A 22,982-nucleotide genomic window follows, 5' to 3' on the forward strand; every position below is an offset into this window, starting at 1 on the left:
GCAGTAAAGTGTTGTTGATGCGAAATTGCAGTATGTAGTAATAAGTAGTCGCAAGTAACAAGCTGTGATGCCACACAGTGTAGTATCGGTAGTAGCTGCGGGATGTAACACAAAGTCCCCATCGTCTAGAGGCCTAGGACATCACCCTTTCACGGTGAGTACGGGGGTTCGAATCCCCCTGGGGACGCCAGCTTTACCGAGTACTTATGTTGCTGCAAACCGGACAAATGTCCCCATCGTCTAGAGGCCTAGGACATCACCCTTTCACGGTGAGTACGGGGGTTCGAATCCCCCTGGGGACGCCAAAACAACAAACGCCCGCTGATGCGGGCGTTTTTGTTTTGGCGACGCTAGTTTGCCGGAGCGATAGAGGCGTTGCGATATAACTGCACATTTTTATTCAAAATTTCTCTGAACTGATCGCGATCCCGCATTTTCCCTAATTCGACATCCAGCAATTTCAGATATTTCAGGCAGGGACTACGTTTGCTGAAGGCAAGCGTACTTGGGTTATTGACTAGCGGCGGCGTCAGCGCCACAAATTTGTCCTGCTGCTCAGCCCTTAGCAGGTAGCCCATCCCACTAAAGTAGCCAGAAATCACATAATCGAGTCGGCCCAGTTCCAGCTTTTTGAAATTGATATAAGTCTTTTGTGCAATTTCGACATTCAGATTTTTTTTCATAAAATCATCAAAATCACCGCCAAACTGATTGCCTGCCGTGATGCCGCCTTTTTTGCCGACCAGATCGTTCCAGCCTGAGTATCGAAACTCCCGTCCTTTTGCGACGAATACAGTCGGGAAGTTATTAAACATCTGGACTTTACTGAATTCTAGATACCTTAGCCGCTCAGGTGTCGGCCGCAGTGAGGCAATAATGTCAACCTCTCCGTCTTTACCAGCCTGCAGTACACGCTGCATTGGTCCGACATAACGGATTACGTAGGGGGCCTGAATCGCTTTGAGGGCGGTCGTTACGATATCAATACTGGCACCCATCAACTTGCTACCGTCGTACCAGTGAATAGGGCCGTAGTCGGAGTCGTCCGTGATCACAATCTTGTCGCACTCGCGTGACTGTGCAAAGGAGCATAGCGGAAATAGCGAAGACAGACAGAGCGATAACACCACGCGCCATTGTGTTTTCCCCGCATTGCACCACAACATGAATATCTCCTTGCTCGGGCAGGAATGACGCCTCTGCCACTTATTTGTTTGTCCCTTGTCGCCATAGATGATAGCAACATGAATAAGCAATACGTACAGCAAGCCTACTTGGGATGATGTCGAAAATGCCACAACTCATGATACAAGAAACACAGGGGAAATTGCGGGGTATGAGGATGCATTGGTTACACAATCAGCAAAATCGAAGCATGCTTCTTTTGGTTGATTTTTAATGATGTTCTTGCCTGTCAGAATCTGAGCGAGTGGTCGTGGCAAATATTTCTGATGGCACACCTGTATCTTGTCCTGCTTCTTATTGCTATGACGTTTTGATTGTCTGTGACGTTGCCAGCAACTCTTGCTATGATCACAAAAATAATTAAGCTGCATGGCAGTCCCGGGCTAGTCTTCAATCCACGTTTGTCGTAGTCACAACGAGGATTTTGGTGATTGATATCGGAACAGGGCCCAATGAGGCCCGACGAAGGAGGGGGATCATGCCAATTCATATGGATATTGTTGATTGCTGGCGTTCGGTCCTGTTGGCATGTGTGATTGCCAGCGGCAGTTCGTGCGCGGTAGCACAGCAGCGAGAGTGTTCGCAGATTATCGTGACGGACGATTCTGATTACTCACCGTTGCACTGGTATGACGGTAAATCGCTCAATGGTGCCAGTATTGAAATTGCGACGACCGCCATCAAAGCGATTCAGGCGCCATTCTTGGTACGTTTCGTCGGGCCGCTGGAGCGCGTTTTGCAAGCGGGTAAAGACGGTGATGTAGATCTGATTGCTTCATTACGACCCACACCGGAGCGAATGAAATATTTGGAGTTTAACAAAGCGCCTGTGTTTGCCAATCCGCCGACTCTTTATGTCGCCAAAGGTCATGAATTCATTTATAGCGGCTGGAATGACCTGATCGGTAGACGGGGTGGCATGACCGCTGGCAATCAGTTTGGTGGTGGATTTGATGATTTCATGAAAAAAAATCTGACCATCGAAGTGGCGCAGAAGACCTACATGAATTTCAAGAAGCTCGAACTTGGTCGGATCGATTATTTGATAGCTGGCTATTACAACGCTGAAGGATACTTGCTTAAGAGCAGTCAACAGAGCAAGTTTGTGGCGCTCAAGCCTGCGGTAGTTAATACGTTCAGTACCATCGCTTTCAGCAAACGCAGTCCTTGCCTGAAATATCAGCAGGCCCTGGATACCCAGATCGGCATCATGCGCGATCAGGGGGTGCTGGACGAAATACTCGAAAGAAATATTCGTCTCTATCGGGATGTTGCGGAAGAAGTGGGCAACTAAGTGTGTAATTGATTGTGTGCTGATCCTCACTATGGTGCCTTTTCAGAGTCGACAGGGCAGACAGTGAGGATCAGAGATTTTCGTCTCTACGGATTTTCTTTTACACTCCTCTCAATATACACATTCGGCGGCAACGATAAACGGGCTGCCGGGCCATAAAACAGGAGGAGTCAGGCATGACCGAAGCAGCCGAGTTGGACATCGATACCCGCGGTGTCGCGACCATTACCCTCAATCGTCCCGAAGTACACAATGCGTTCGATGACGCGTTGATTGCTCATTTGATCGATCTGATCAATCGTGCGCGTGATAACCCAGCAGTCCACATTCTGGTGCTGGCGTCGACCGGGAAGTCATTTTCAGCCGGTGCCGATCTTGCGTGGATGCGGAGAATGGCCGATGCCAGCTATGGCGATAACGTCCGCGATGCGCTGCAACTATCCGCGCTGATGGAGTCGCTCAATAATTTTCCGGCACCGACGATCGCCAAGATTCAGGGAACCGTCATGGGAGGCGGCGTTGGGCTGGTTGCCTGCTGTGATATCGCGATTGCTTCAGACCACGCTACCTTCGCCTTGTCCGAGGTCAAACTGGGTTTGGCACCGGCAGTGATCAGCCCCTATGTGATTGCCAAGATTGGTGTCTCTCAGGCGCGGCGCTATTTTGTCTCGGCCGAACGCTTCTCGGCGATACGCGCAGCGGCAATTGATCTTGTCCATGAAGTGGTGTTGGCCGATGAACTGGACGACAAGCTTGAGCAACTTGTTAGCCATTTGCTGGCCAATGGTCCTAAGGCGATGCGACGCGCCAAAGAACTGGTACAGGTGGCAAATCCACTGGCTTGCACACCATTACTACGCGATTTCACGACCAATATGATCGCTGCGTTACGTGCCTCGCAAGAAGGGCGAGAAGGCTTGCGGGCGTTTCTTGAAAAGACGCCGCCTGACTGGATCACAAACCTTACCGCGCGTTGAGATCGATCTCACCATTGAAAACAGCCGCATCCGGTATTGGCATTGCGGCTGTCGTCTGATTCAGCGTTGAAGCACGTTGAATTACAGCTTGATTTCAGTACCGAGCACCTTCAGGAATTGCGCCAGCCATTGCGGATGCGCAGGCCAGGCCGGTGAGGTCACGAAGTTGCCATCGGTGACGGCGCTATCGACGGCGATGTCGGCGTAACGGCCACCGGCCAGCTTCACTTCAGGGGCGCAAGCCGGGTAGGCAGAGATATTTTTGCCCTCGATCACACCGGCTGCCGCCAGTAACTGAGCACCATGACAAACTGCTGCAATTGGCTTGTTGGCACTGGCGAAGTGGCGCACGATGGCAAGCACTTTCTCATTCAGACGCAGATATTCCGGTGCCCGGCCACCAGCGATGACGACGGCATCGTAGGCAGCAGGCTCAACGTCATCGAAGCTGGCGTTGAGTACAAATTGATGCCCGGGCTTTTCGGTATAGGTCTGGTCGCCTTCAAAATCATGGATTGCTGTCTTGATCTTGTCGCCGGCTTTCTTGCCCGGGCACACGGCGTGCACGGTATGCCCTACCATCTGCAATGCCTGGAATGGCACCATGGTTTCGTAATCTTCGGCAAAATCGCCAGTCAATAACAGAATCTTCTTTGCTGCCATGCTGATCTCCTTTAGCGTGAGCCCGTGGGCTCGGTGGTTGAGTGTGCATGCGCGCTCAGATGCGCGTTCTTCTTATTGAATCCACGTCATTTGACGCGACTTCCCCATCAAAAAATCCTTGTTCGGCTCCATGCAGTCACGCAAGTAAGTCCATAGCGCTGCGATTCTTGCCACATGTCTTTGTTCACTTGCCGCAACCAGCCAGAACGTACGCAGTATTTCAACCTCGCCATCCAGCACCGGTACCAGATGTCCACTCTGCTGCGCCAGAAAGCAGGGCAGGATCGCCAATGCTTGACCACTGCAGGCAGCGGTGTACTGGGCAACCACGCTGGTACTGCGAAACGCCCGGAAGGCTTCGGGTGCCAGACTATCCTTGTAACGCAACTCCTCGCTGAACACCAGATCATCTATGTAGCCGATGAAGCGATGCTGTTCTAAATCAGCTGTCGTACGAATTGGCGTGTGGTTTGCCAGATAGGCCGGCGTCGCATAAAGCTTGAGTGCATAATCGGCCAGTTTCGTGACAACGTAATTACCGCTGACTGGACGCTCAATAGTGACACTGATATCCGCCTCTCGCTTGGATAAATTGACAAAGCGCGGCATCGGCAGCAGATCGACGGATATATGCGGGTTGCGTGCGCAAAAATGGGCGATATGCGGCGCTAGCACGAAGCTGCCAAAGCCTTCCGTGGCACCCAGTCGGACCTGACCCGACAGCAACCGGTTGTGGTCGCCCAATTCCTCGGTGGCGGCGTAGACCGTACTTTCGATTTTTTCCGCATACTCCACCAGCCGGTAGCCTTCTTCCGTCAGGCTGTAACCATGCTGATTACGGTCGAACAACTGGCTGCCAACCTGTTCCTCAAAGCGTTTGATGCGGCGCGACACCGTGGAGTGGTCAATACCCAGCTTACGGGCAGCATCTACCAGCCCCTGACTGCGCGTGAGCTCCAAAAATATACGCAAATTATCCCAATCCAGCATCGTGTCTCCTGTATAGGGCTAGTACTTGTCTTGTGCTTTGCATTTTTGCAAAACAATTTTGAATTATTGGCTATTGTAACGATATTAACGCACAGGCAAAATGTTCCTCGACAGCAGCAAGATAGCTGACTGACATCGATAAAAACCACGAGGAGACACAATGATGCAGTTTGACCGCGCACGTTCAGCGCTGGCAATGGGAGCACTTTCGGCGGCGCTTTCGCTGTCCTTGTCCTGTATTGGCAGTAGCGCCTACGCGCAAGATAACGATACCGTCAAAATCGGAATCCTGACCGACATGTCTGGTCCGTATTCAGCGATGGGTGGCCAGGGTTCGGTGGTGGCGGCCAAGCTGGCGATCGAGGATTGCCTCAAGGCCGAATGCAAGGGGATGAAGATCGAAGTGCTCTCAGCCGACAATCAAAACAAACCTGATGTTGGTGTCACCCGCGCCCGTGAATGGCTGGACCGTGACAAGGTCGAGGCAATTGCCGATCTGACCAACTCTTCGGTTGCGCTGGCTGTACAAAAGCTGATCAAGGAAAAAGGTGGTATCGCCATGTACAGTGGCCCGGCCACTGGCACACTGACCACCAGCGAATGTGCGGTCAATGGCTTCCACTGGATGTTTGATACCTATTCTCAGGCTGCAGGTGCGGCTGCAGCACTCACCAAGTTGGGTAACAAGTCCTGGTATTTCGTCACCGTTGATTATGCGTTCGGTCATTCTCTGGAAAAAGATGCCAGCGATGTCGTCAAGAGTCTGGGCGGGAACGTCGTCGGCTCGGTACGTCATCCATTGAATGCCTCCGACTTTTCTTCCTTCCTGCTGCAGGCACAAGCTTCCAAAGCCCAGGTCATTGGCTTGGCCGATGGTGGTTCGGATGTCGTCAATGCGATCAAGCAGGCTCGCTCTTTCGGTGTCGGTGACAAGAACCAGCGTTTGGTGGCCTTGCTGGTGTTCCTGTCAGACGTCCACGCATTGGGTCTTGATGCGGCACAGGGGCTGATCTATACCGATGGCTTCTACTGGGACTATGACAAGGATACGCGTGACTTCTCGCGTCGTTTCGAAGCCCAGTTCAAGAATAACAAGCCAACCATGGTGCAGGCCGGTGTTTACTCCAGCGTCTATCACTTCCTCAAGGCGCGTGCCGCAGCCCGCACTTCTGATTGGAAAGTGGTTGCCCAGAAGATGCGCGAGATTCCGATCCATGACGTGGTCATGCGTAATGCCTCGATTCGTCCCGATGGCCGTGTGATTCATGACATGTATCTGTATCAGGTCAAGTCACCGGCTGAATCCAAGGGTGCCTGGGATTATCTGAAACTGTTGTCGACGATTCCGGCACAGCAGGCATTTCGTCCGATGGACGCGGCTTGTCCACTGGTCAAGTAAGCAAGTAAGCAAATACGTAAGTAGCGAACAGTCACTTTTTCCGGACGTCCTGGTCCACTGTTGCCAAATTCTCCGCAGGACGTCCGGCTTCTTCTTCATCACACTGGAAAACGCATCATGAGCCAAGCCAATATCCCTCAGGTTCCCCTGTATATCAACGGCGAACACGTGCAATCGACCACCAAGGAGTGGCGCGACGTACTCAATCCTGCGACGCAGGAAGTCGTAGCACGTGTCCCGTTTGCGACCAAAGAGGAGGTTGATCTCGCCGTCGCCAATGCCAAGCAAACCTTTGCCAGCTGGCGCAATACTTCACTGGCGCAGCGTATGCGCATCATGCTCAAGTTCCAGCAGCTGTTGCGTGAGAATATCGGCCCGTTGGCCGAACTGATCACCCGCGAGCACGGCAAGACCCTGCCGGATGCCGAGGGTGAAGTCATGCGTGGTCTGGAAGTCGTCGAGCATGCCTGCTCGGTCACTTCGCTGCAATTGGGTGAGCTGGCCGAAAACGTCGCCAATGGCGTTGACGTCTACACCATCCATCAGCCCATCGGGGTGGGTGCTGGTATTACCGCATTCAACTTCCCGGTCATGCTGCCTTGCTTCATGTTTCCGGTCGCGGTCGCTTGCGGCAATACCTTTGTGCTCAAGCCGTCCGAGCAGGATCCTTCGTCGTCGCTGTTCCTGGTTGAGCTGGCTAACAAGGCCGGTTTGCCACCGGGTGTGCTCAACGTAGTGCATGGTGGCCCTGACGTCGCCAACATGATTTGCGATCATCCTGATATCAAGGCGATTTCCTTCATTGGTTCGACCCATGTCGGTACGCATATCTATCGTCGTGCCAGCGATGCTGGCAAGCGTGCGCAATCGATGATGGGTGCTAAAAACCACTGCATCGTGCTGCCCGATGCACCAAAAGATCAAGCCATCAATAACTTGCTGGGTGCGGCGTTCGGTGCGGCTGGTCAGCGCTGCATGGCAAATTCGGTGGTGGTCCTGGTGGGTAATACCAAAGAATGGATTCCAGAGATCGTCGAGCGCAGCAAGGCACTTAAGGTTGGTCCGGGCGTGGATCGTCAGGCTGATGTTGGCCCGTTGGTGTCGAAGGCTGCCAAACAACGTGTCGAGCGTTTAATCGGGAGCGGTGTCGAGCAGGGTGCCAGATTGCTGCTGGATGGTCGCAATCTGAAGGTTGCCAATTACCCGGAGGGCAACTTTGTCGGACCAACTGTCTTTGCAGGGGTCAAGCCCGGCATGGATATCTACGATCAGGAAATTTTTGGCCCGGCAATGTGTATCGTCGAAGTCGAGACACTGGATGAAGCGATTGCCTTTATCAATGCCAATCCCAATGGTAACGGTACCTCGATCTTTACCTCTTCAGGCTGGGCAGCACGCAAGTTCCAGAATGAAATTGACGTTGGTCAGGTTGGCATCAATGTGCCGCTGCCGGTACCAGTTGCCTACTTCAGTTTTACAGGTTCACGTGCCTCCAAGCTGGGTGACCTCGGTCCTAATGGCAAGCAGGCGGTACTGTTCTGGACCCAGACCAAGACCGTCACTGCACGCTGGTATGCACCGGATGAAGAAGCCGGTAAGGTCAATACCACCATCTCGCTGAAGTAAATTTTGATGCAGTAAGTCGCTGTATTGCAGAGCATAAAGGAGAGCATGATGAGTGCCGACATCGTATTTATCGGATTGGGCAACATGGGTTTGCCGATGGCCCAGAATCTGGTCAAGGCCGGTCTTGCCGTCAGTGGTCACGATCTGGTCGCTGCCAGCGTCGAGAAGCTGGTCGCCACTGGCGGCAGCACGCAGGCAGATCATCTGGCAGCAGTGGCGCAAGCCAAGGTGGTCATTACCATGCTGCCGGCGAGCAAACATGTAGAAGGGATGTATCTGGGTGAGCGCGGTATTTTGGCGCATGCCAAGACTGGCACGCTCTTGATTGACTGCTCCACGATTGCGCCGGAAGTGTCACGCAAGGTCGCCTTGGCAGCACTGGCCAAGGGACTGGAAATGCTCGATGCACCGGTCTCCGGGGGCACCGGCGGTGCGGCAGCAGGGACGCTGACCTTCATGGTGGGCGGCACCGCAGATGCCTTTGGACTTGCAAAGCCGTATTTCGAAAAAATGGGCAAGGCGATCTACCATGCCGGCGCCAGTGGTAGCGGACAAACTGTCAAGGTCTGCAACAACATGTTGCTGGGCATACTGATGGCGGGCACGGCAGAAGCGATCCGGCTTGGTATGGCCAATGGCATGGACCCTAAGGTGCTGTCGGAGGTGATGTCCAAGAGTTCGGGGCGTAACTGGGCGCTGGAGGTCTACAATCCCTGTCCCGGCGTGATGGAAGGTGCACCTGCCTCGAAGGGGTATGCTGGCGGGTTTGGCGTCGATCTGATGCTCAAGGACTTGGGCTTGGCGGTGGAAAATGCACTGGCCACTGGCAGCAGCGTTCCGATGGGGGCATTGGCGCGTAATCTGTACGACATCCACAGCAAGGCGGGTTCGGGCGCACTGGATTTTTCCAGTATCTTTAACCTGCTGGCCAAATCGTAGCAGGCTGGTGATCAGATCGGTTGAGAGAAACAAAAACGGCGTCCAGATGGACGCCGTTTTGTTATCCCTTACTTCCCGCTTATTGTTTCACTTCATCCTCAATATGCGCGCGGATGATGCTGGCAAAGTCGCTGTCGGCGGTAAAGCCTAATGCCTTGGCACGTTTGGCTTCAAAGTTGCCGGGCCAGGAATTGACGATACGTTTGACGGCTTCGTCTTCCTTCCATTCGATCAGCTTGACCACGTCGGCACCAGCCACCTGTTCCAGTGCATCGACCATCTGACGCACCGTCACCGACAAGCCATCGATGCTCAGGAAGCGTGCCAGACCGAGGTCGGCACCATTGATTTCATGGCCGTGGATCAGATTGTCGATGGCCTTGCGTGGTGACATCAGCCACATACGCGTCTCAGGCGTGACCGGACAGACTGACGGTTGTCCATTCAAGGGTTCACGGATGATGCCGCTGGCGAAACTCGACGCGGCCTTGTTGGGTGCTCCCGGGCGTACTGAAATGGTCGGCATGCGCAGTGCGCGGCCATCGATAAAGCCTTTGCGGCTGTAATCGTTGACCAGCAGTTCACCCATCACCTTTTGCGCGCCATAGGAGCTTTGCGGCATCAGCAAGGCATTGTCTGGCACCTGTGCAGCAAGCTCGCCACCGAAGACCGCCACGGAGCTGGTGAATATCACGCGTGGCCGGGTGCCAAGCGCACGGGCGCGCTCTAGAATCAGCCGAGTGGCGTCGAAGTTGATTTTCATGCCGAGTTCAAAATCGGCTTCTGCATGGCCACTGACAATCGCTGCCAGATGGAAGATCGATTGCGTGTCCTGGCCAATCACGCGTTCGATCACCGCTGCGTCAGCAATATCACCGGTCACTACCTCAATGCGAGGATCGTCAAAACCCTGCGCTGCAATCACATCAAGCAGAGTGATGCGGCTGATGGTCTGAGGTTTGCCATCGTTGCCGGTCAACTGACCGCGCTTGAGTAATTGTCGTGCCAGACGACTGCCCAGAAAGCCGGCACCGCCGGTAATGACGATTTGCATGTGTGCTCCTGAAATTAGTATGAGTGAAAAAGTTGTCATACAACTTTGCGAGGAGTTTATGGAGAAAGCGGTATCATGTCAACCGCTCTGACACAGCTCTCACTCGTTCAAACTATTCATCAAACTTATTCAGAAAACTTACCTATGCCAGCATCCTCACGCTTGCCATCGTCCCAGGAAACCTCGACCGCCACCACTTTGGCCGATCGGGTAACCCAGACTTTGGGTGAACAGATTCGACGTGGCGAATTCCCGCCAGAGTCGCGTCTGCCTTCTGAAAATGCGCTTACTGAGCGTTTTCAGGTCAGTCGTACGGTGATCCGGGAGGCGATTTCGAGGCTGAAATCTGAAGGCATGGTGGGTTCACGACGCGGCAGTGGCACGGTGGTCCTGGCACCTGATAATGCGGCTCCGTTTCGTCTCAAGGTGGAGGTCGGGGAAGCGCGCGATGCGATTGAGACGGTGTTGCGGGTCATTGAGTTACGTCGTGGTGTCGAGGGTGAGATGGCAGCGCTGGCTGCGCAACGTGCTAGTGCCTCAGAACATCGGGAGATCACGGATGCTCTGGCTGCGATCGATCAGGCAGTCGCAGCTGGGCGCGATGGCGTCGCGGAGGACTTTGCGTTTCACTCTGTCATTTCAGTGGCTGCGCATAATCCTTTGTACACCTCGCTGCTGCAGTATCTTAGCCAGTTCCTGCAGGCGGCGATCAGAGTGGCGCGCATCAACGAAGCAAGACGCGATGATTTCAGCCAGCAGGTACGTCAGGAGCATGCTGCAATTGCCGCCGCCATTGCCGCTGGCGATCCGGCAGAAGCACGTGCAGCTGCCTTGCAGCATATGGAGAATTCAGCACAACGGATCGAAGCTGCTGACAGGGAGTTCTGGGCTAGCGAAGGTGGTAAGGCAGTGCAGCATTTGCGTCGTACCAAAGGCTTGTAGTTTGCGCTCAGGGGAGGGGAACACGAGACGAAAAAAAACGCTGCCGCAATGAAGGGGCAGCGTTTTTGATCGGGGTAACGGATTAGTTACGCACGACCTTCTTGTACTCGTTGGTACGGGTATCGATTTCGATCAGGTCGTCCTGGCTCACGAACAGTGGCACCATGACGATGGCTTCTTTGCCAGCGATCGCGTTTTCGATCTTGGCTTCCTTCAGGACGTTACCCGAAGTATTGCCCTTGACGGCTGGTTCCGAGTACACAACCTGACGCGCGATGGTAGTTGGCATTTCAACCGAGATTGCCTTGCCGTCATAGAACACGGCTTCGCATTCCATACCATCCTTCAGGTAGTTCAATGCATCACCGATGTTTTCGCCTTCGATTTCGTACTGGTTGTATTCACCATCCATGAACACGTACAGTGGATCTGCGAAGTAGGAGTAAGTCACTTCCTTCTTGTCCAGCACGACCACGTCGAACTTGTCGTCACCGCGGAAAACGTTTTCCTGTGGGCTGTTGGTCAACAGGTTCTTCATCTTCCACTTGTAGGTGAAACCGGTGCGGCTCGAACCGTTGACGTCGGAGCGCAATACGATCATCGGCTTGCTGTCGACCATAATGATGTTGCCGACGCGAATTTCTTTTGCAAATTTCATAGCGAATAGTTGTAAAAAGTAGGTTGCAGTAAGTTCCGTGCAATCTTCTGTAGCCCACCGGAAAAACACCGCAAGCCTACGTTGGATTGGAATTCTGAATGCGCCTGAAGAATGCTTCAGAAAGGGCATTAAAAATTAGCCCTATATTCTAACTCACTTTTCTTCTATTGCCTTCTGTTGCGTTCTATTGCTGTGATTGCTGCAACAGCCCACGGGAAAACTGCAACAGGTTTGTTGCCAGATCGCCATGCGCCAGCATCTTGTTTTGCCAGGAGGATGTCTGCCTGGCAATGTCCGTCAGATCGCTCGCCAGTGTCGACCATAAGGTGCTCCAGTCTGCCGGCTCATCGGCGCCGTTCCAGGCCAGTGAAAAAGCCCGTAGTGTATCGGTACCAATCTTGTAACGTTGCAGGAATGCCTTGAGTTTGACGTGATGCAGATTCTCATCCTGGGCATAGATATGCCAGACGAAAGGCCGGCCAGCCCATTGCGCGCGGACGAACGAGTCTTCGCCGCGCACGAAGTTGAGATCACATGCCCAGAGCAGGCGGTCGTAATCAGGCTGCGGTACAAACGGCAACACACGTATGCTGAGCGCGCCGTGCCGAGCCACCATGCCAGCCTGTGTCGGCACCTCTGCCGGCAGCCCAAACAAGGCCGCGACGGTGCTGCCACCAACGCCTTCTGGTACCAGGCAAGTGATGGACTGGTTGCTGTTTTGCCATGCCGTCAGCAAGGCTTGCAGTGGTGCTTGTGGATAGCAGAACAACGAGATCTTTAAGCCTACCTGCTCGGCTGGCGTTACGCCAAGTCCGCTCAGAAAGTCGCACACGGCCGATGGGTTTTGTTGAAACTCTAGTCGCTGCTGCTGCAATCCGGTCTCAGCCAGCAAGCCACCGGTCTTGTCGGTAAATCCGGGGAAGAAGAAGTGCTTGGTCAATGACAGTGAGGGGTGTGGCGAGGGCAGCGTATGACAGCCTTCGACCCATTCTTCCGCTGTCAATCCTTCCAGATTGAGCCATACCGGGCGCGGTGTACATTGCGCCATGGCCTGAATGTAGCCGGGCGGGATATTGCAGCCAAAGAATTCGATGACGATATCGGCAATCTCGCCAGGGGCAAAGTGTCCTTCTTGATCGCGCCAATGTCGGACCTGGATGCCTGCAACATACTGTGTTTCCGGAGTAAGCAGCACCTCAGGGCAAAGACGCTGAAAACTGCGCAAATCATCTACCCACAAGGTGACGGCAATTCCATGTTCCTGATGTAACTGGCGCGCGAGTCGCCAGCAGATTCCGATATCGCCGTAGTTGTCCACGACCTTGCAAAACAACGCGAGTGTCAATGGATGGGTAGTGTTGATGGGCGTAATTGCGGACATGGCAGGCAGAAGAAGATGAAAAACAGCGTTGATGCGAACCGCATCATACAAGAACCGACAAGAACGAGTATGCGAAGCGTGCCAGATCAGCATCCCGCCGCAGTTGACAAACCAGCTTGCTATTTTATATAGTTGTATGGTGCAACTATAATTCCGATGGAGTGAGCCATGTCAACCGCTAGTAGCCAGCCGGAAGCCTTGATTGATCAGATTCGCGAAGCCTCTCGAAGCATGGTACGAGAACTGGGGTTCATGCAGAGCACCTTGGCCGCAACCGATTATCCCGCTTCTGCTGTCCATGCCTTATTGGAAATAGGCGCTCGGCGAAGCATGACGGCGGTCCAGCTTGCCAGCTTTCTTGGACTGGAAAAGTCCAGTGTCAGCCGCATGGTGCGCAAGCTGATCAATGCCGGTGAGATCAGTGAGGCCAGTCATGAAGATGCGCGCAGCAAGTCTTTGCACCTGACGTTGAAGGGGCAAAAGACCGTCGCTGCCATCGAGCAATACGGACGTGCACAGGTCACTGATGCATTGAATTGTTTGTCGTCCTCTCAACGGCAACTTGCTGCTACCGGACTTTCTTGCTACGCCAATGCATTGGCGTTGAGGCGTACCGGTGCAATAGCCGAGCCGCCAGCGATCGAAGTCGTCGCTGGTTATCAACCAGGTGCGATTGCACAGATTGTCTTGATGCACGCGCAGTATTACAGCAGGACCGTTGGTTTTGGCAGCCAGTTTGAGAGCAAGGTCGCTGCCGGTCTGGCGGAGTTTGTACCGCGCTTGACCAAGTCTTGCAACGGGTTATGGCTGGCACTGCAAGGCGGGCAGATTGTCGGCTCCATTGCCATCGACGGGGAAGATCTGGGTAAACAGCGCGCCCACCTGCGCTGGTTCATTGTCAGTGATGCCGCGCGCGGGAGTGGTGCTGGACGACAGCTGCTGGAAACCGCGCTGGTATTTTGTGATGCCCAAGGCTTCGCAGCGACGCATTTATGGACCTTTCAGGGACTGGATGCGGCTCGCCGTTTGTACGAAACACATGGCTTCCAGTTGACCGAGCATTGGCAAGGTACACAATGGGGAAAAGAAATGGTGGAGCAAAGTTTCGTACGCGCTCAATTCGGCGTGCTGCCGGGCGAGCAATGTTGATGTCGTATTTTTGCTGCATCTAAATCGAATAAATTTAAATTGTTTGCAATTTAATTTTGTGATGTGTAATATGCAAAGCATGGCAACCGACAAAACATCACCGACAGACTCTTTCATCGATCAGGCATTGCTGCTGGATAACCAGCTCTGCTTTGCGATGTATTCGACGTCGCTGGCGATGACGAAGCTGTACAAAAAGCTGTTGAAGCCGCTCGATATGACTTATCCGCAATATCTAGTCATGATGGTGTTGTGGGAAAAGGACGAAGTCACCGTCTCTGAATTGGGGACAAGGCTGTTTTTGGACTCTGGAACATTGACGCCGTTGCTCAAGCGGATGGAAGTCATGGGTTTGCTGGCACGTAGCAGGGATGTCAGCGATGAGCGCCGGGTATTGGTCAGTTTGACTGAACAGGGACGAGACTTACGCCACAAGGCGACCTCGTTGCCAAGCAAACTGATGTGTGCATTGCCACCGCTAGAACAGGTTGGTGCGCTGCGTGAGGCACTCAAGGATGTACGAAAAGGATTGCTCGTTGAGACTGACGATACACCGTAGGTGGGTATTGATATGTCAAGATAGGTAATGTCGCAGGAAGCTGTCTGATGACATCGCATGTTTGAAATTTAAGTTGTTAGCAATTTAATTGTGTTAAATTTAGTTGTTGCGTTTGTTTCTTACCGATAACCGGCGTGATTACTATTGACTTGTTGTTTTAACTCACTCGAAAGGAAGCACCATGAAACTCGAAAAAGCACTCTACCAAGCTCAGGCAACTTCGACCGGCGGCCGCGAAGGCAGTTCCAAGTCTTCTGATGGCATCCTCGACGTCAAGCTGACGACACCGAAGGAACTCGGTGGTGATGGCCGTCCGGGCACCAATCCAGAGCAACTGTTTGCAGCTGGTTATTCGGCCTGCTTCATCGGCGCGCTGAAGTTTGTTGGCGGTCAGGAAAAGATTGCTGTGCCTGCTGACACCAGCATCAAGGCAACCGTTGGCATTGGCCCGATTCCTGCTGGCTTCGGTATCGAAGTCACACTGGATATCACATTGCCAGGCGTTGACCGTGCTGTTGCTGAGAAGCTGGTCGAGAAGGCACATCAAGTCTGCCCATACTCGAACGCTACACGCGGCAACATCAATGTGACACTGAACCTGATCTAATTCAGCTTAGTTCAGCTCAGTTACTAAATCATTTATCGATTCAGTAACGCACAGACAAAAGCCCCGCCGGCTGCGATGCAGTCCGGCGGGGCTTTGTGCTGTTGGCATTGCAGTAGCAATGTCAACCATGGTGTTACTTCTTTTCAGTTACTTCTTCTTGCGCGATTTCTCGGCAGCACGTGCCGATTCAAAGCGTTCCTTGGTGCTTTCTTCAGTACGGCGACCAAACGCGTAATTGGCTTCCAGCCACATCACATTGATGATGCCAAACGCCAGTGCCAGGCCAATTCCGAGTATCCAGGCGAAATACCACATGTTGTTCTCCTTTTCCTTGAAACCAGCCCGCTGATAGCGAGGGGCTGGTGGTATTGCAATTGATATCGAGCGAATAGATCAGTAAGCGGTGTGTTCGTTGTCCGCGATATCCTTGAGCGTCACCTTGCCGCGCATGACGCGGTATACCCAGGTGGTGTAGAGCAGGATGATCGGCAGGAACACCAGTACCACACCAAACATGATGGTCAGCGTCTTTTGACTGGAGACGGCATCCCACATCGTCAGGCTGCTACGTGGATCGAGCGAGGACGGCATCACGAACGGGAACATCGCAGCAGCAGGCGTCAGGATGATGAACGCTACCGCGATGCCGCTGGCGACGAAGGCCAGTTTCGCCTTGTTGGCGGCACTCAGTACAACGGTCAGCAACAGCGCAACGATACCGATCACAGGAATGATCTTGGTCAGCGGCCAGCGTGCATAGTTTTCCATCCAGGCTCCGGCACTTACGACCACGGTCTTGGCCAGCGGTGTGAACGCCGTATTGGCGTCCGGCATGGCAGTAATGCGATAGCCATCAATACCCATGGCGACCCAGATACCGCCCAACACGAACAGCACCAGTGCTGCCAACGCTGCACCGATAGCAGTCTTGCGAGCACGTTGGGCAATTGCACCCTCGGTCTTGACCGTCAGATAGGTCGCGCCATGGGTCAGCAACATGGCCACGCTGAGCAGGCCGGCCAGCAGACCGAACGGATTGAGCAGAGCGAAGAAGCTGCCGGTATATTCCACCCGCATAGTGTCGTCATAGTGGAACGGCACACCCAGCAACAGATTGCCAAACGCCACGCCGCAGATCAGCGGAGGTACGAAGCCACCGGCAAACAGACCCCAGTCCCAGGCATTGCGCCAGCGTGGATCGGCTACCTTGCTGCGATAGTCGAAGCCCACCGGACGGAAGAACAGCGAGAACAGCAGGATCATCAGCGCAATGTAAAAGCCCGAGAAGGCGGTGGCATAGACCAGTGGCCAAGCCGCAAACGTCGCACCACCGGCGGTGATGAACCAGGTTTGATTGCCTTCCCAGGTGGCGCCGATGGAGTTGATCACTACCCGTCGCTCGGCGTCGGTCTTGCCAACGAAGGGCAGCATGATGCCAACCCCGAAGTCAAAGCCATCGGTCAGGGCAAAGCCGATGATCAGGACGCCAACGAAGGCCCACCAGATCAGTTTCAGTAATTCATAGTCCCAGGTCATGATGTTTCCTTAGCGTGCAGGTGAGGTGATGGAGGCCAGAACAGGAGTGGCTGACGCCGTTTTGTCTGCGTCTTGTTCCCAGTGATAGTTACCGGTATGCAGGCTACTTGGGCCAAGGCGTGCGTACTTCACCATCAGAATCATTTCGACAACCAGCAAGAATGTGTAGAACAGCACGAAACCGATCAGGCTGAAATACAGGTTGGACACTTGTAAGGTCGAAGCCGACAGGTGGGTTGGCAGAATACCGGCAATCGTCCATGGTTGACGGCCGTATTCAGCAACGATCCAGCCCAGTTCAGCAGCGATCCATGGCAGCGGGATGGCGATGACGGCCAGACGCAGCAACCAGCGTTGCGGTGCCAGTTGCTTGCGCACCAGGAAGTAGAACGAGGCCAGGAAGATGAACAGGAAGAACAAGCCCAGCGCGACCATGCCACGGAACGACCAGAACAGCGGTGCGACCTTCGGAATGGTGTCATTGACGGCCATGGTGATCTGTTCCGGTGTGGCATCGATCACGTTCGGGGTGTACTTCTTGAGCAGCAAGCCATAGCCCAGATCAACTTTGATCTTGTCGAACTCGGCGCGGGTAGCAGGGGATTTGTCGCCCGACTTCAGTCGGGTCAGCACCTCATAAGCATGCATGCCGTTACGGATGCGAACTTCATTCTGCTTCTTCAGATCATGGATGCCCAACACTTGCGTATCGGTCGAGCGGGTCGCAATCAGACCCAGCACATACGGGATCTTGATCGCGTAATTAGTCTTTTCTGCCTTGTCATCTGGCAGACCAAACAGGGTGATGCCAGCCGGTGCCGGATGGGTATCCCATTCGGCTTCAATCGCTGCCAGCTTGACCTTGTTGACTTCGCCAGCGGTATAGCCGGATTCGTCACCCAGCACAATCACTGATAACGTGGCGGCCAGACCAAAACCTGCAGCAACCGCAAACGAACGCAGTGCGAACCCGGTATCACGTGCCTTGAGCAGGTAATAGGCGGAAATGCCGAGCACGAACATCGATGCCGTAACATAACCGGCTGCAACCGTATGCACGAACTTGACCTGCGCTACCGGATTAAAGATCACGTCAGCCATGCTGACCAGTTCCATGCGCATGGTTTCGTAATTGAACTCAGCGCCGACCGGATTGTTCATCCAGCCGTTGGCAATCAGAATCCACAGCGCCGACAGGCTCGAACCGAAGGCAACCAGTACCGTCACGATAAAGTGTTGTACCTTGGTCAGACGATCCCAGCCAAAGAAGAACAGGCCGACGAAGGTCGATTCCAGGAAGAATGCTGCCATCCCTTCAATCGCCAGCGGCGCACCAAAGATGTCGCCGACATAGTGCGAATAGTAAGACCAGTTGGTGCCGAACTGGAATTCCATCGTGATACCGGTCGCAACGCCCATGGCAAAGTTGATACCAAACAGCTTGCCCCAGAAACGGGTCATGTCTTTATAGACGGTAGCGCCCGTCATCACATAGACCGCCTCCATGATGACCAGAATCCAGGACAGGCCCAGCGTCAGCGGGACGAAAAGAAAGTGGTACAACGCCGTCACGGCAAATTGCATCCGTGACAGATTGACGACCTCATCAATGGGTAGCATGAGTAACCTCAGTAGTGGTGGGAGAGTAATCGGAAGCAGGCAAAACAGTGTTGCCGGTGCTGTTGGCAGCGGAGGCAGTGGTGCCAGAGAGCAGATGCTGCTCTACCAGCGACGTGGGCATACGCATGTGTTTGGCCTGTGGTTCAGAAAAAAACGCCTTTGCCAGCAGCATCAGGATCGAGACCTTCAGTAGCAGCAACAGGGTAATTTCTACTCCCAGCGGCAGTTGGGTCAGGCGCGGCAGGCGCGATAGCTTATGCGCGCGTGATAACCAGGATGGGGGCGTCATGATGGACTCCTTGTGCAGTCAATGGCCATTTCCCCGCAATGGCGCAACAATCTGTGTCCGAGAGAGTTGGGGGTAGTTGATTGCATGGCGTGTTGTTCTTTTAAGGTTCAATAATGCGAATGAAGCGATGCACTGGCTTAGTGGCTCAGTTGCTCAATACCGATACCCGGTATATCTTCAAGTTGACGCTACTATGCGATCAGAACCCGATCAGAACCTTGATACGGATCAAAGAACGGTGAATTCCCTCCTGATTGGCAACTTTGTGCTGCCGGAGAATTAAGGCAGGGATATGGGGAAGGGGGAGAAGCCATGCTCAAGCCGTGTTAACATCCGCGCATGAATGAAAAAGACGCACTGGCACACGCCTATTCCCTGTTCCAGCAAGGCAATTTCGCTGCTGCTTATGCCCATCTGCAGCCATGGGCGCAGTCGATCACGGCACCTCCCACTCTCTTGCACCTGGCTGGCGCGGCAGCCGCAGCGACCGGCGTGCATCCGGACGCGGTACGCTGGCTGCGCCGCGCATCGGCGGCAATACCCGATGATCTGGCGATCAGCTACAAGCTGGCGCGGGTATTGGTCGATGCCGGGCAGCCGCAGGAGGCGCTGGCGCTTTACCTGCAATTGATCGCCGATGGCGTTAAACATGCCGACGTCTATACCGCCGCAGCGGTTCTGCTGCATGAGTCCGGGCGCGATGAAGAGGCATTGCAAACCTTGCAACATGCCCTGCAACTGGCACCCGATGCGGCCAATAACTGGTATCTGCTGAGTGTGTTGCAGGCCCGGCTGCGCCGCCTGCCAGACACCATCGACAGTGTGCAACATGCCATCGCGCTGGCACCTGACCAGATTCACTTTCATCGCGATCTGGCGCTGGCGCTGCATGCTCTGCACCGCAATGCCGAGGCATTGCCGGTGATTGAACGTGCACGAGATATGCAGCCTGCCTCTGCGGTGCTGTGGACAGCCCATGCCGCGATCCTGAGTCGCCTGGGGCGCTATGAAGACGCCATCGCCAGCAGCGAGCACGCCCTGCAACTCGACCCGGCGCATGCCGACGCCAAAGTCAATCTGGCGCTGACTTTGCTGACACTGGGCCAGATGGAGCGTGCATGGCCTTTGTATGAAGCACGCTGGCAAGGTGCCTTGGCCGATCCGGCAAGGCATCAAGGCATGCCGCGCTGGAGCGGTAAAGAGCAAGTCCGCGACAAGCGTATCCTGCTGTGGGCTGAGCAAGGCTTCGGCGATACTATCCAGTTCAGTCGCTATGCACTGGCAGTCGCTGCTGTGGCGGGAGAAGTGGTGCTGGAAGTGCCAGCCGAGCTGGCGCAGCTGATGACCACATTGACGGGCGGTGCCGGTGTCGGTGAAGGGGGCAGTATCCTGATCGTTGAGCGTGGCGACACACTGCCGCCAGCAGACTATCAGTTACCGTTGATGAGCACTCCCCTCATTCTGACCACGCGGCTGGACAACATTCCTGCCCAGACCGCCTACCTGCAGGCTGATCCGATCAAGCAGGCGCACTGGCAGGCAGCGCTAGGAGCGCGTCAGCGGCCGCGTATCGGGATTGTCTGCGCCGGCAATGGCGGCAATCAACGCGATGCCATGCGCTCCTTGCCACTGGCCGCATTTGCACCGCTGTTCACGCAAATTGATGCCGATTTTTATCTCTTGCAGCCCGCTCTGCGCCAGTCTGATTATGCTTATTTGCAGCAAGCAAAGGTACCAGCGTTGCACTGGCCCGGCCGGGAGTTACAAGCCTTTGATGATACGGCAGCCTTGATCGCCGAGCTCGATCTGGTCATCAGCGTCGATACCGCCGTGGCACATCTGGCGGGCGCCATGGGCGTGCCGGTCTGGATTCTATTGTCGGAAATGGTCGATTGGCGTTGGTTCCTGCACCGCAATGACAGCCCCTGGTATCCCTCAGCCAGGCTATGGCGACAGCAACAAGCTGGTGACTGGGATGAACTTATTGCCCGTGTTAAGGCAGCCTTACCTGATGCCCTTAAGTCGGGAAGCGCAAGCTGAAGCGGATGCAGCCGCTGGCGTCGCAACTGACGTCAGCGCTGCCGCCGTGCAAGGTCATGATGGCCTTGACGATGGCTAAACCCAATCCGTTCGACTCGGTGTATTCGCTGCGTGATTTGTCACCCCGATAGAAACGGTCGAACATCCTTTCCATCTGCTGCCGGTTCATTGGCGTGCCACGGTTTTCCACGGTAATGACAACATGGCGATTGGCATGGTTTTCCTCAGCCAGCGCCGCTTCAATGACGATGGTACTGTCGGCATCGCCATAGCGCACCGCATTGACCACCAGATTGCTGACCGCACGCCGGAACATGACCAGATTGGCCTGACAGGCGGCGCTATCTGCCACCTGTACCTGAAAACGCATATCCCGCTCCGCTGCCACACCCTCGAAGTAATCAGCGATACGCTGTAACTCCTCGCGCAGATCAATGGTGGATCGCTCGACCTTGAGCCCGGCATGATCGGCCTGCGCCAGGAAGAGGATGTTGTCGATGATCCGTGACAGACGGGTCAGTTCTTCCAGATTCGACTCCAGTAACTGCTCATACTCTTCCACGCCACGGCGTTGGCCGAGCGTGACCTGGGTTTGTCCCATCAGGATATTGACCGGGGTACGGATCTCATGGGCCAGATCGGCCGAGAATTGCGACAGATGCTCATAACCGTTTTCCAGCCGGTCCAGCATCGCATTCAAGGCACCGGCCAGTTGTCGCAGTTCGGCAGGTGCTTCTTCTTCGCGCAGGCGCGTGCTCAGATTGGTCGGCGTGATTTCAGCTGCTCGGCGGCTCATGCGCGTCAACGGCATCAAATCCCGGCGCAGCACCACAAAGCCCAGCGCGGCCGTCAGCAACACCGTCAGGGCCACTGCCGCCACTACGCGCCACAGGTAGGTACGCATCATGTGCGACTCTTGCGTCATCACATAAGCGGCGACGATCTCCACCGTATCCTTATGTTCACCGACCTCGGCCAGTGCCGCAATCCAGCGCACCCGCACACCATCGGCACGTTGACCATCATGCAGATCAGCGATGCTTAATGCTGCACCGATCGCGCGTGGTGTCATCCGGGGCGGCTGCAACTGGTCGGGGTTCATGTTGATGAACGGCGCTTCGCCCTGACGACGGAAGATCCGTACATCCTGCTCGTTACCCATCATGCTTTCGAACAGCGCCGGGCGCTGTTCCATCTGCTCGACGTTCACCAGATCATGCATCAGTTTGCGGAAGTGCTCGACCCGGCCAATGAGTGTGTAATCGGCACGCAACTCCAGCGCCTGCTGCGCCGAGTGGTACAGATACAGCCCCAGTCCGGTGACTACCAGACAGGCAATCAGCGAGAACAGGGCGCTGACGCGCGCGGCTAACGTCCAGTAACGCCAGGGTTTCATGGATTTTCCGAAAACATGTAGCCGATGCTGCGCACGGTATGGATCAGTTTTTTCTCGAACGGCGCATCAATCTTGGCGCGCAGGCGCTTGATGGCAACGTCCACTACATTGGTGTCGCTATCAAAGTTCATGTTCCACACCTGTGACGCAATTACCGAACGCGACAAAGCCTCGCCCCGCCGCTTGATCAGCAGATGCAAGAGCAGGAATTCCTTGTTGGTGAGCACGATATGGACGCCCTGACGGGTCACTTTGTGGCGGACATGGTCCAGTTGCAGATCAGCCACCTGATACACCTCGGCATCTCGCGTGACACCGCGCCTTAGCAGCGTGCGGATACGCAATACCAGTTCCGTGAAAGAGAAGGGCTTGACCAGATAATCGTCGGCCCCCAGTTCCAGTCCGCGAATCCGGTCATCCACCTGATCGCGAGCCGTCAGAAAGATCACCGGCAGATCGCGCTTGCTGCGTAGCGCACTCATCACCTGCCAGCCATCGGTGCCGGGCAACATCACATCCAGCACCACCAGGTCATATTGCTGCTCCATGGCCATGCGCAAGCCATCGGTGCCGTTACGCGCCAGATCGACCGCATAGCCGGATTCGCGCAAGCCTTTTTTAAGGTAGTCGCCGGTCTTCGGATCGTCTTCGATAACAAGGATAGCCATGGTGGATGCC

At 54.6% G+C, this 22,982-nt stretch carries 22 protein-coding genes and 2 tRNA genes; 12 read left to right on the forward strand and 12 right to left on the reverse strand.

The features are described 5' to 3' along the window. Positions 1 to 114: 114 nt before the first annotated feature. Positions 115 to 190, forward strand: a tRNA-Glu gene (locus FHW66_RS13220). A 39-nt stretch (positions 191 to 229) separates the two neighbouring features. Continuing rightward, a tRNA-Glu gene (locus FHW66_RS13225) sits at positions 230 to 305 on the forward strand. A 45-nt stretch (positions 306 to 350) separates the two neighbouring features. Here FHW66_RS13225 and FHW66_RS13230 read toward each other — a convergent pair. Then, on the reverse strand, positions 351 to 1,298 hold the full coding sequence (locus tag FHW66_RS13230) for a substrate-binding periplasmic protein (RefSeq protein WP_370543461.1): 948 nt from the start codon (positions 1,296 to 1,298) through the stop codon (positions 351 to 353). A 314-nt stretch (positions 1,299 to 1,612) separates the two neighbouring features. Here FHW66_RS13230 and FHW66_RS13235 point away from each other — a divergent pair, with 314 nt between their 5' ends. Then, on the forward strand, positions 1,613 to 2,479 hold the full coding sequence (locus FHW66_RS13235; RefSeq protein WP_370543460.1) for a substrate-binding periplasmic protein: 867 nt from the start codon (positions 1,613 to 1,615) through the stop codon (positions 2,477 to 2,479). Positions 2,480 to 2,655: 176 nt separating this feature from the next. After that, positions 2,656 to 3,456, forward strand: coding sequence for an enoyl-CoA hydratase-related protein (locus FHW66_RS13240; protein WP_183380276.1), 801 nt, complete (start codon positions 2,656 to 2,658; stop codon positions 3,454 to 3,456). Positions 3,457 to 3,537: 81 nt separating this feature from the next. Here FHW66_RS13240 and FHW66_RS13245 read toward each other — a convergent pair whose 3' ends face one another. Both FHW66_RS13245 and FHW66_RS13250 read right to left on the reverse strand, forming a co-directional pair. Beyond that, a complete protein-coding gene (locus FHW66_RS13245) occupies positions 3,538 to 4,119 on the reverse strand; it encodes a DJ-1/PfpI family protein (protein WP_183380277.1) in 582 nt (193 codons plus the stop codon). 72 nt (positions 4,120 to 4,191) lie between these two features. Continuing rightward, positions 4,192 to 5,109: a LysR family transcriptional regulator gene (locus FHW66_RS13250; RefSeq protein WP_183380278.1), complete on the reverse strand. Its 918-nt coding sequence runs from the start codon at positions 5,107 to 5,109 to the stop codon at positions 4,192 to 4,194. Between the two features lie 196 nt (positions 5,110 to 5,305). Here FHW66_RS13250 and FHW66_RS13255 point away from each other — a divergent pair, with 196 nt between their 5' ends. From FHW66_RS13255 to mmsB, 3 genes are all read left to right on the forward strand, one after another. Then, the gene (locus tag FHW66_RS13255) at positions 5,306 to 6,508 is read left to right on the forward strand and encodes an ABC transporter substrate-binding protein (RefSeq protein ID WP_370543464.1); all 1,203 of its coding nucleotides are present in this window, start codon (positions 5,306 to 5,308) and stop codon (positions 6,506 to 6,508) included. A 117-nt stretch (positions 6,509 to 6,625) separates the two neighbouring features. Beyond that, complete coding sequence (locus FHW66_RS13260) at positions 6,626 to 8,134, forward strand: CoA-acylating methylmalonate-semialdehyde dehydrogenase (protein ID WP_183380279.1); 1,509 nt, start codon at positions 6,626 to 6,628, stop codon at positions 8,132 to 8,134. A gap of 48 nt (positions 8,135 to 8,182) precedes the next feature. Next, entirely contained in the window at positions 8,183 to 9,073 is an 891-nt protein-coding gene (mmsB, locus tag FHW66_RS13265; RefSeq protein ID WP_183380280.1) for a 3-hydroxyisobutyrate dehydrogenase, read from the forward strand. Positions 9,074 to 9,152: 79 nt separating this feature from the next. Here mmsB and denD read toward each other — a convergent pair whose 3' ends face one another. Continuing rightward, positions 9,153 to 10,127 carry a D-erythronate dehydrogenase gene (gene denD, locus FHW66_RS13270; protein ID WP_183380281.1) on the reverse strand — a complete coding sequence of 325 codons (975 nt, stop codon included), beginning with the start codon at positions 10,125 to 10,127 and terminating at the stop codon, positions 9,153 to 9,155. Positions 10,128 to 10,271: 144 nt separating this feature from the next. Here denD and FHW66_RS13275 point away from each other — a divergent pair, with 144 nt between their 5' ends. Next, entirely contained in the window at positions 10,272 to 11,069 is a 798-nt protein-coding gene (locus tag FHW66_RS13275; RefSeq protein WP_183380282.1) for a FadR/GntR family transcriptional regulator, read from the forward strand. Positions 11,070 to 11,151: 82 nt separating this feature from the next. On the opposite strand, the gene FHW66_RS13280 is transcribed toward FHW66_RS13275, so the two are convergent. Together FHW66_RS13280 and earP are read right to left on the reverse strand one after the other, a co-directional pair. After that, positions 11,152 to 11,727, reverse strand: coding sequence for an elongation factor P (locus tag FHW66_RS13280; protein ID WP_183380283.1), 576 nt, complete (start codon positions 11,725 to 11,727; stop codon positions 11,152 to 11,154). Positions 11,728 to 11,911: 184 nt separating this feature from the next. Further along, complete coding sequence (gene earP / locus FHW66_RS13285) at positions 11,912 to 13,108, reverse strand: elongation factor P maturation arginine rhamnosyltransferase EarP (RefSeq protein WP_183380284.1); 1,197 nt, start codon at positions 13,106 to 13,108, stop codon at positions 11,912 to 11,914. Positions 13,109 to 13,276: 168 nt separating this feature from the next. On the opposite strand from earP, the gene FHW66_RS13290 reads away from it, so the two are divergent. The 3 genes from FHW66_RS13290 to FHW66_RS13300 all read left to right on the forward strand — a co-directional run bounded on the left by FHW66_RS13290 (position 13,277) and on the right by FHW66_RS13300 (position 15,423). Beyond that, positions 13,277 to 14,257 carry a bifunctional helix-turn-helix transcriptional regulator/GNAT family N-acetyltransferase gene (locus FHW66_RS13290; protein WP_183380285.1) on the forward strand — a complete coding sequence of 327 codons (981 nt, stop codon included), beginning with the start codon at positions 13,277 to 13,279 and terminating at the stop codon, positions 14,255 to 14,257. Positions 14,258 to 14,327: 70 nt separating this feature from the next. After that, positions 14,328 to 14,816, forward strand: a complete 489-nt coding sequence (locus FHW66_RS13295) for a MarR family winged helix-turn-helix transcriptional regulator (protein WP_183380286.1) — start codon at positions 14,328 to 14,330, stop codon at positions 14,814 to 14,816. 181 nt (positions 14,817 to 14,997) lie between these two features. After that, positions 14,998 to 15,423, forward strand: coding sequence for an organic hydroperoxide resistance protein (locus tag FHW66_RS13300; protein WP_183380287.1), 426 nt, complete (start codon positions 14,998 to 15,000; stop codon positions 15,421 to 15,423). A gap of 147 nt (positions 15,424 to 15,570) precedes the next feature. On the opposite strand, the gene cydX is transcribed toward FHW66_RS13300, so the two are convergent. The 4 genes from cydX to cydP all read right to left on the reverse strand — a co-directional run bounded on the left by cydX (position 15,571) and on the right by cydP (position 18,868). Beyond that, positions 15,571 to 15,738, reverse strand: a complete 168-nt coding sequence (gene cydX / locus FHW66_RS13305; protein ID WP_183380288.1) for a cytochrome bd-I oxidase subunit CydX — start codon at positions 15,736 to 15,738, stop codon at positions 15,571 to 15,573. 78 nt (positions 15,739 to 15,816) lie between these two features. Continuing rightward, complete coding sequence (gene cydB, locus FHW66_RS13310) at positions 15,817 to 16,959, reverse strand: cytochrome d ubiquinol oxidase subunit II (protein ID WP_183380289.1); 1,143 nt, start codon at positions 16,957 to 16,959, stop codon at positions 15,817 to 15,819. A gap of 9 nt (positions 16,960 to 16,968) precedes the next feature. Continuing rightward, a complete protein-coding gene (locus FHW66_RS13315; protein WP_183380290.1) occupies positions 16,969 to 18,579 on the reverse strand; it encodes a cytochrome ubiquinol oxidase subunit I in 1,611 nt (536 codons plus the stop codon). After that, positions 18,566 to 18,868, reverse strand: coding sequence for a cytochrome oxidase putative small subunit CydP (gene cydP / locus FHW66_RS13320; RefSeq protein WP_255458958.1), 303 nt, complete (start codon positions 18,866 to 18,868; stop codon positions 18,566 to 18,568). The genes FHW66_RS13315 and cydP overlap by 14 nt, the downstream gene beginning before the upstream one ends. Positions 18,869 to 19,207: 339 nt before the next feature. Here cydP and FHW66_RS13325 point away from each other — a divergent pair, with 339 nt between their 5' ends. After that, the gene (locus FHW66_RS13325) at positions 19,208 to 20,908 is read left to right on the forward strand and encodes a tetratricopeptide repeat protein (RefSeq protein ID WP_183380291.1); all 1,701 of its coding nucleotides are present in this window, start codon (positions 19,208 to 19,210) and stop codon (positions 20,906 to 20,908) included. On the opposite strand, the gene FHW66_RS13330 is transcribed toward FHW66_RS13325, so the two are convergent. Continuing rightward, positions 20,886 to 22,304 carry a heavy metal sensor histidine kinase gene (locus tag FHW66_RS13330; RefSeq protein ID WP_183380292.1) on the reverse strand — a complete coding sequence of 473 codons (1,419 nt, stop codon included), beginning with the start codon at positions 22,302 to 22,304 and terminating at the stop codon, positions 20,886 to 20,888. The two genes, FHW66_RS13325 and FHW66_RS13330, sit on opposite strands and share 23 nt — an antisense overlap. Next, a complete protein-coding gene (locus FHW66_RS13335) occupies positions 22,301 to 22,972 on the reverse strand; it encodes a heavy metal response regulator transcription factor (RefSeq protein ID WP_183380293.1) in 672 nt (223 codons plus the stop codon). Before FHW66_RS13335 ends, FHW66_RS13330 begins: the two co-directional genes overlap by 4 nt. Positions 22,973 to 22,982 lie beyond the last annotated feature (10 nt).

Source organism: Herbaspirillum sp. Sphag64 (assembly GCF_014192645.1).
Lineage (GTDB): Bacteria > Pseudomonadota > Gammaproteobacteria > Burkholderiales > Burkholderiaceae_D > Herbaspirillum.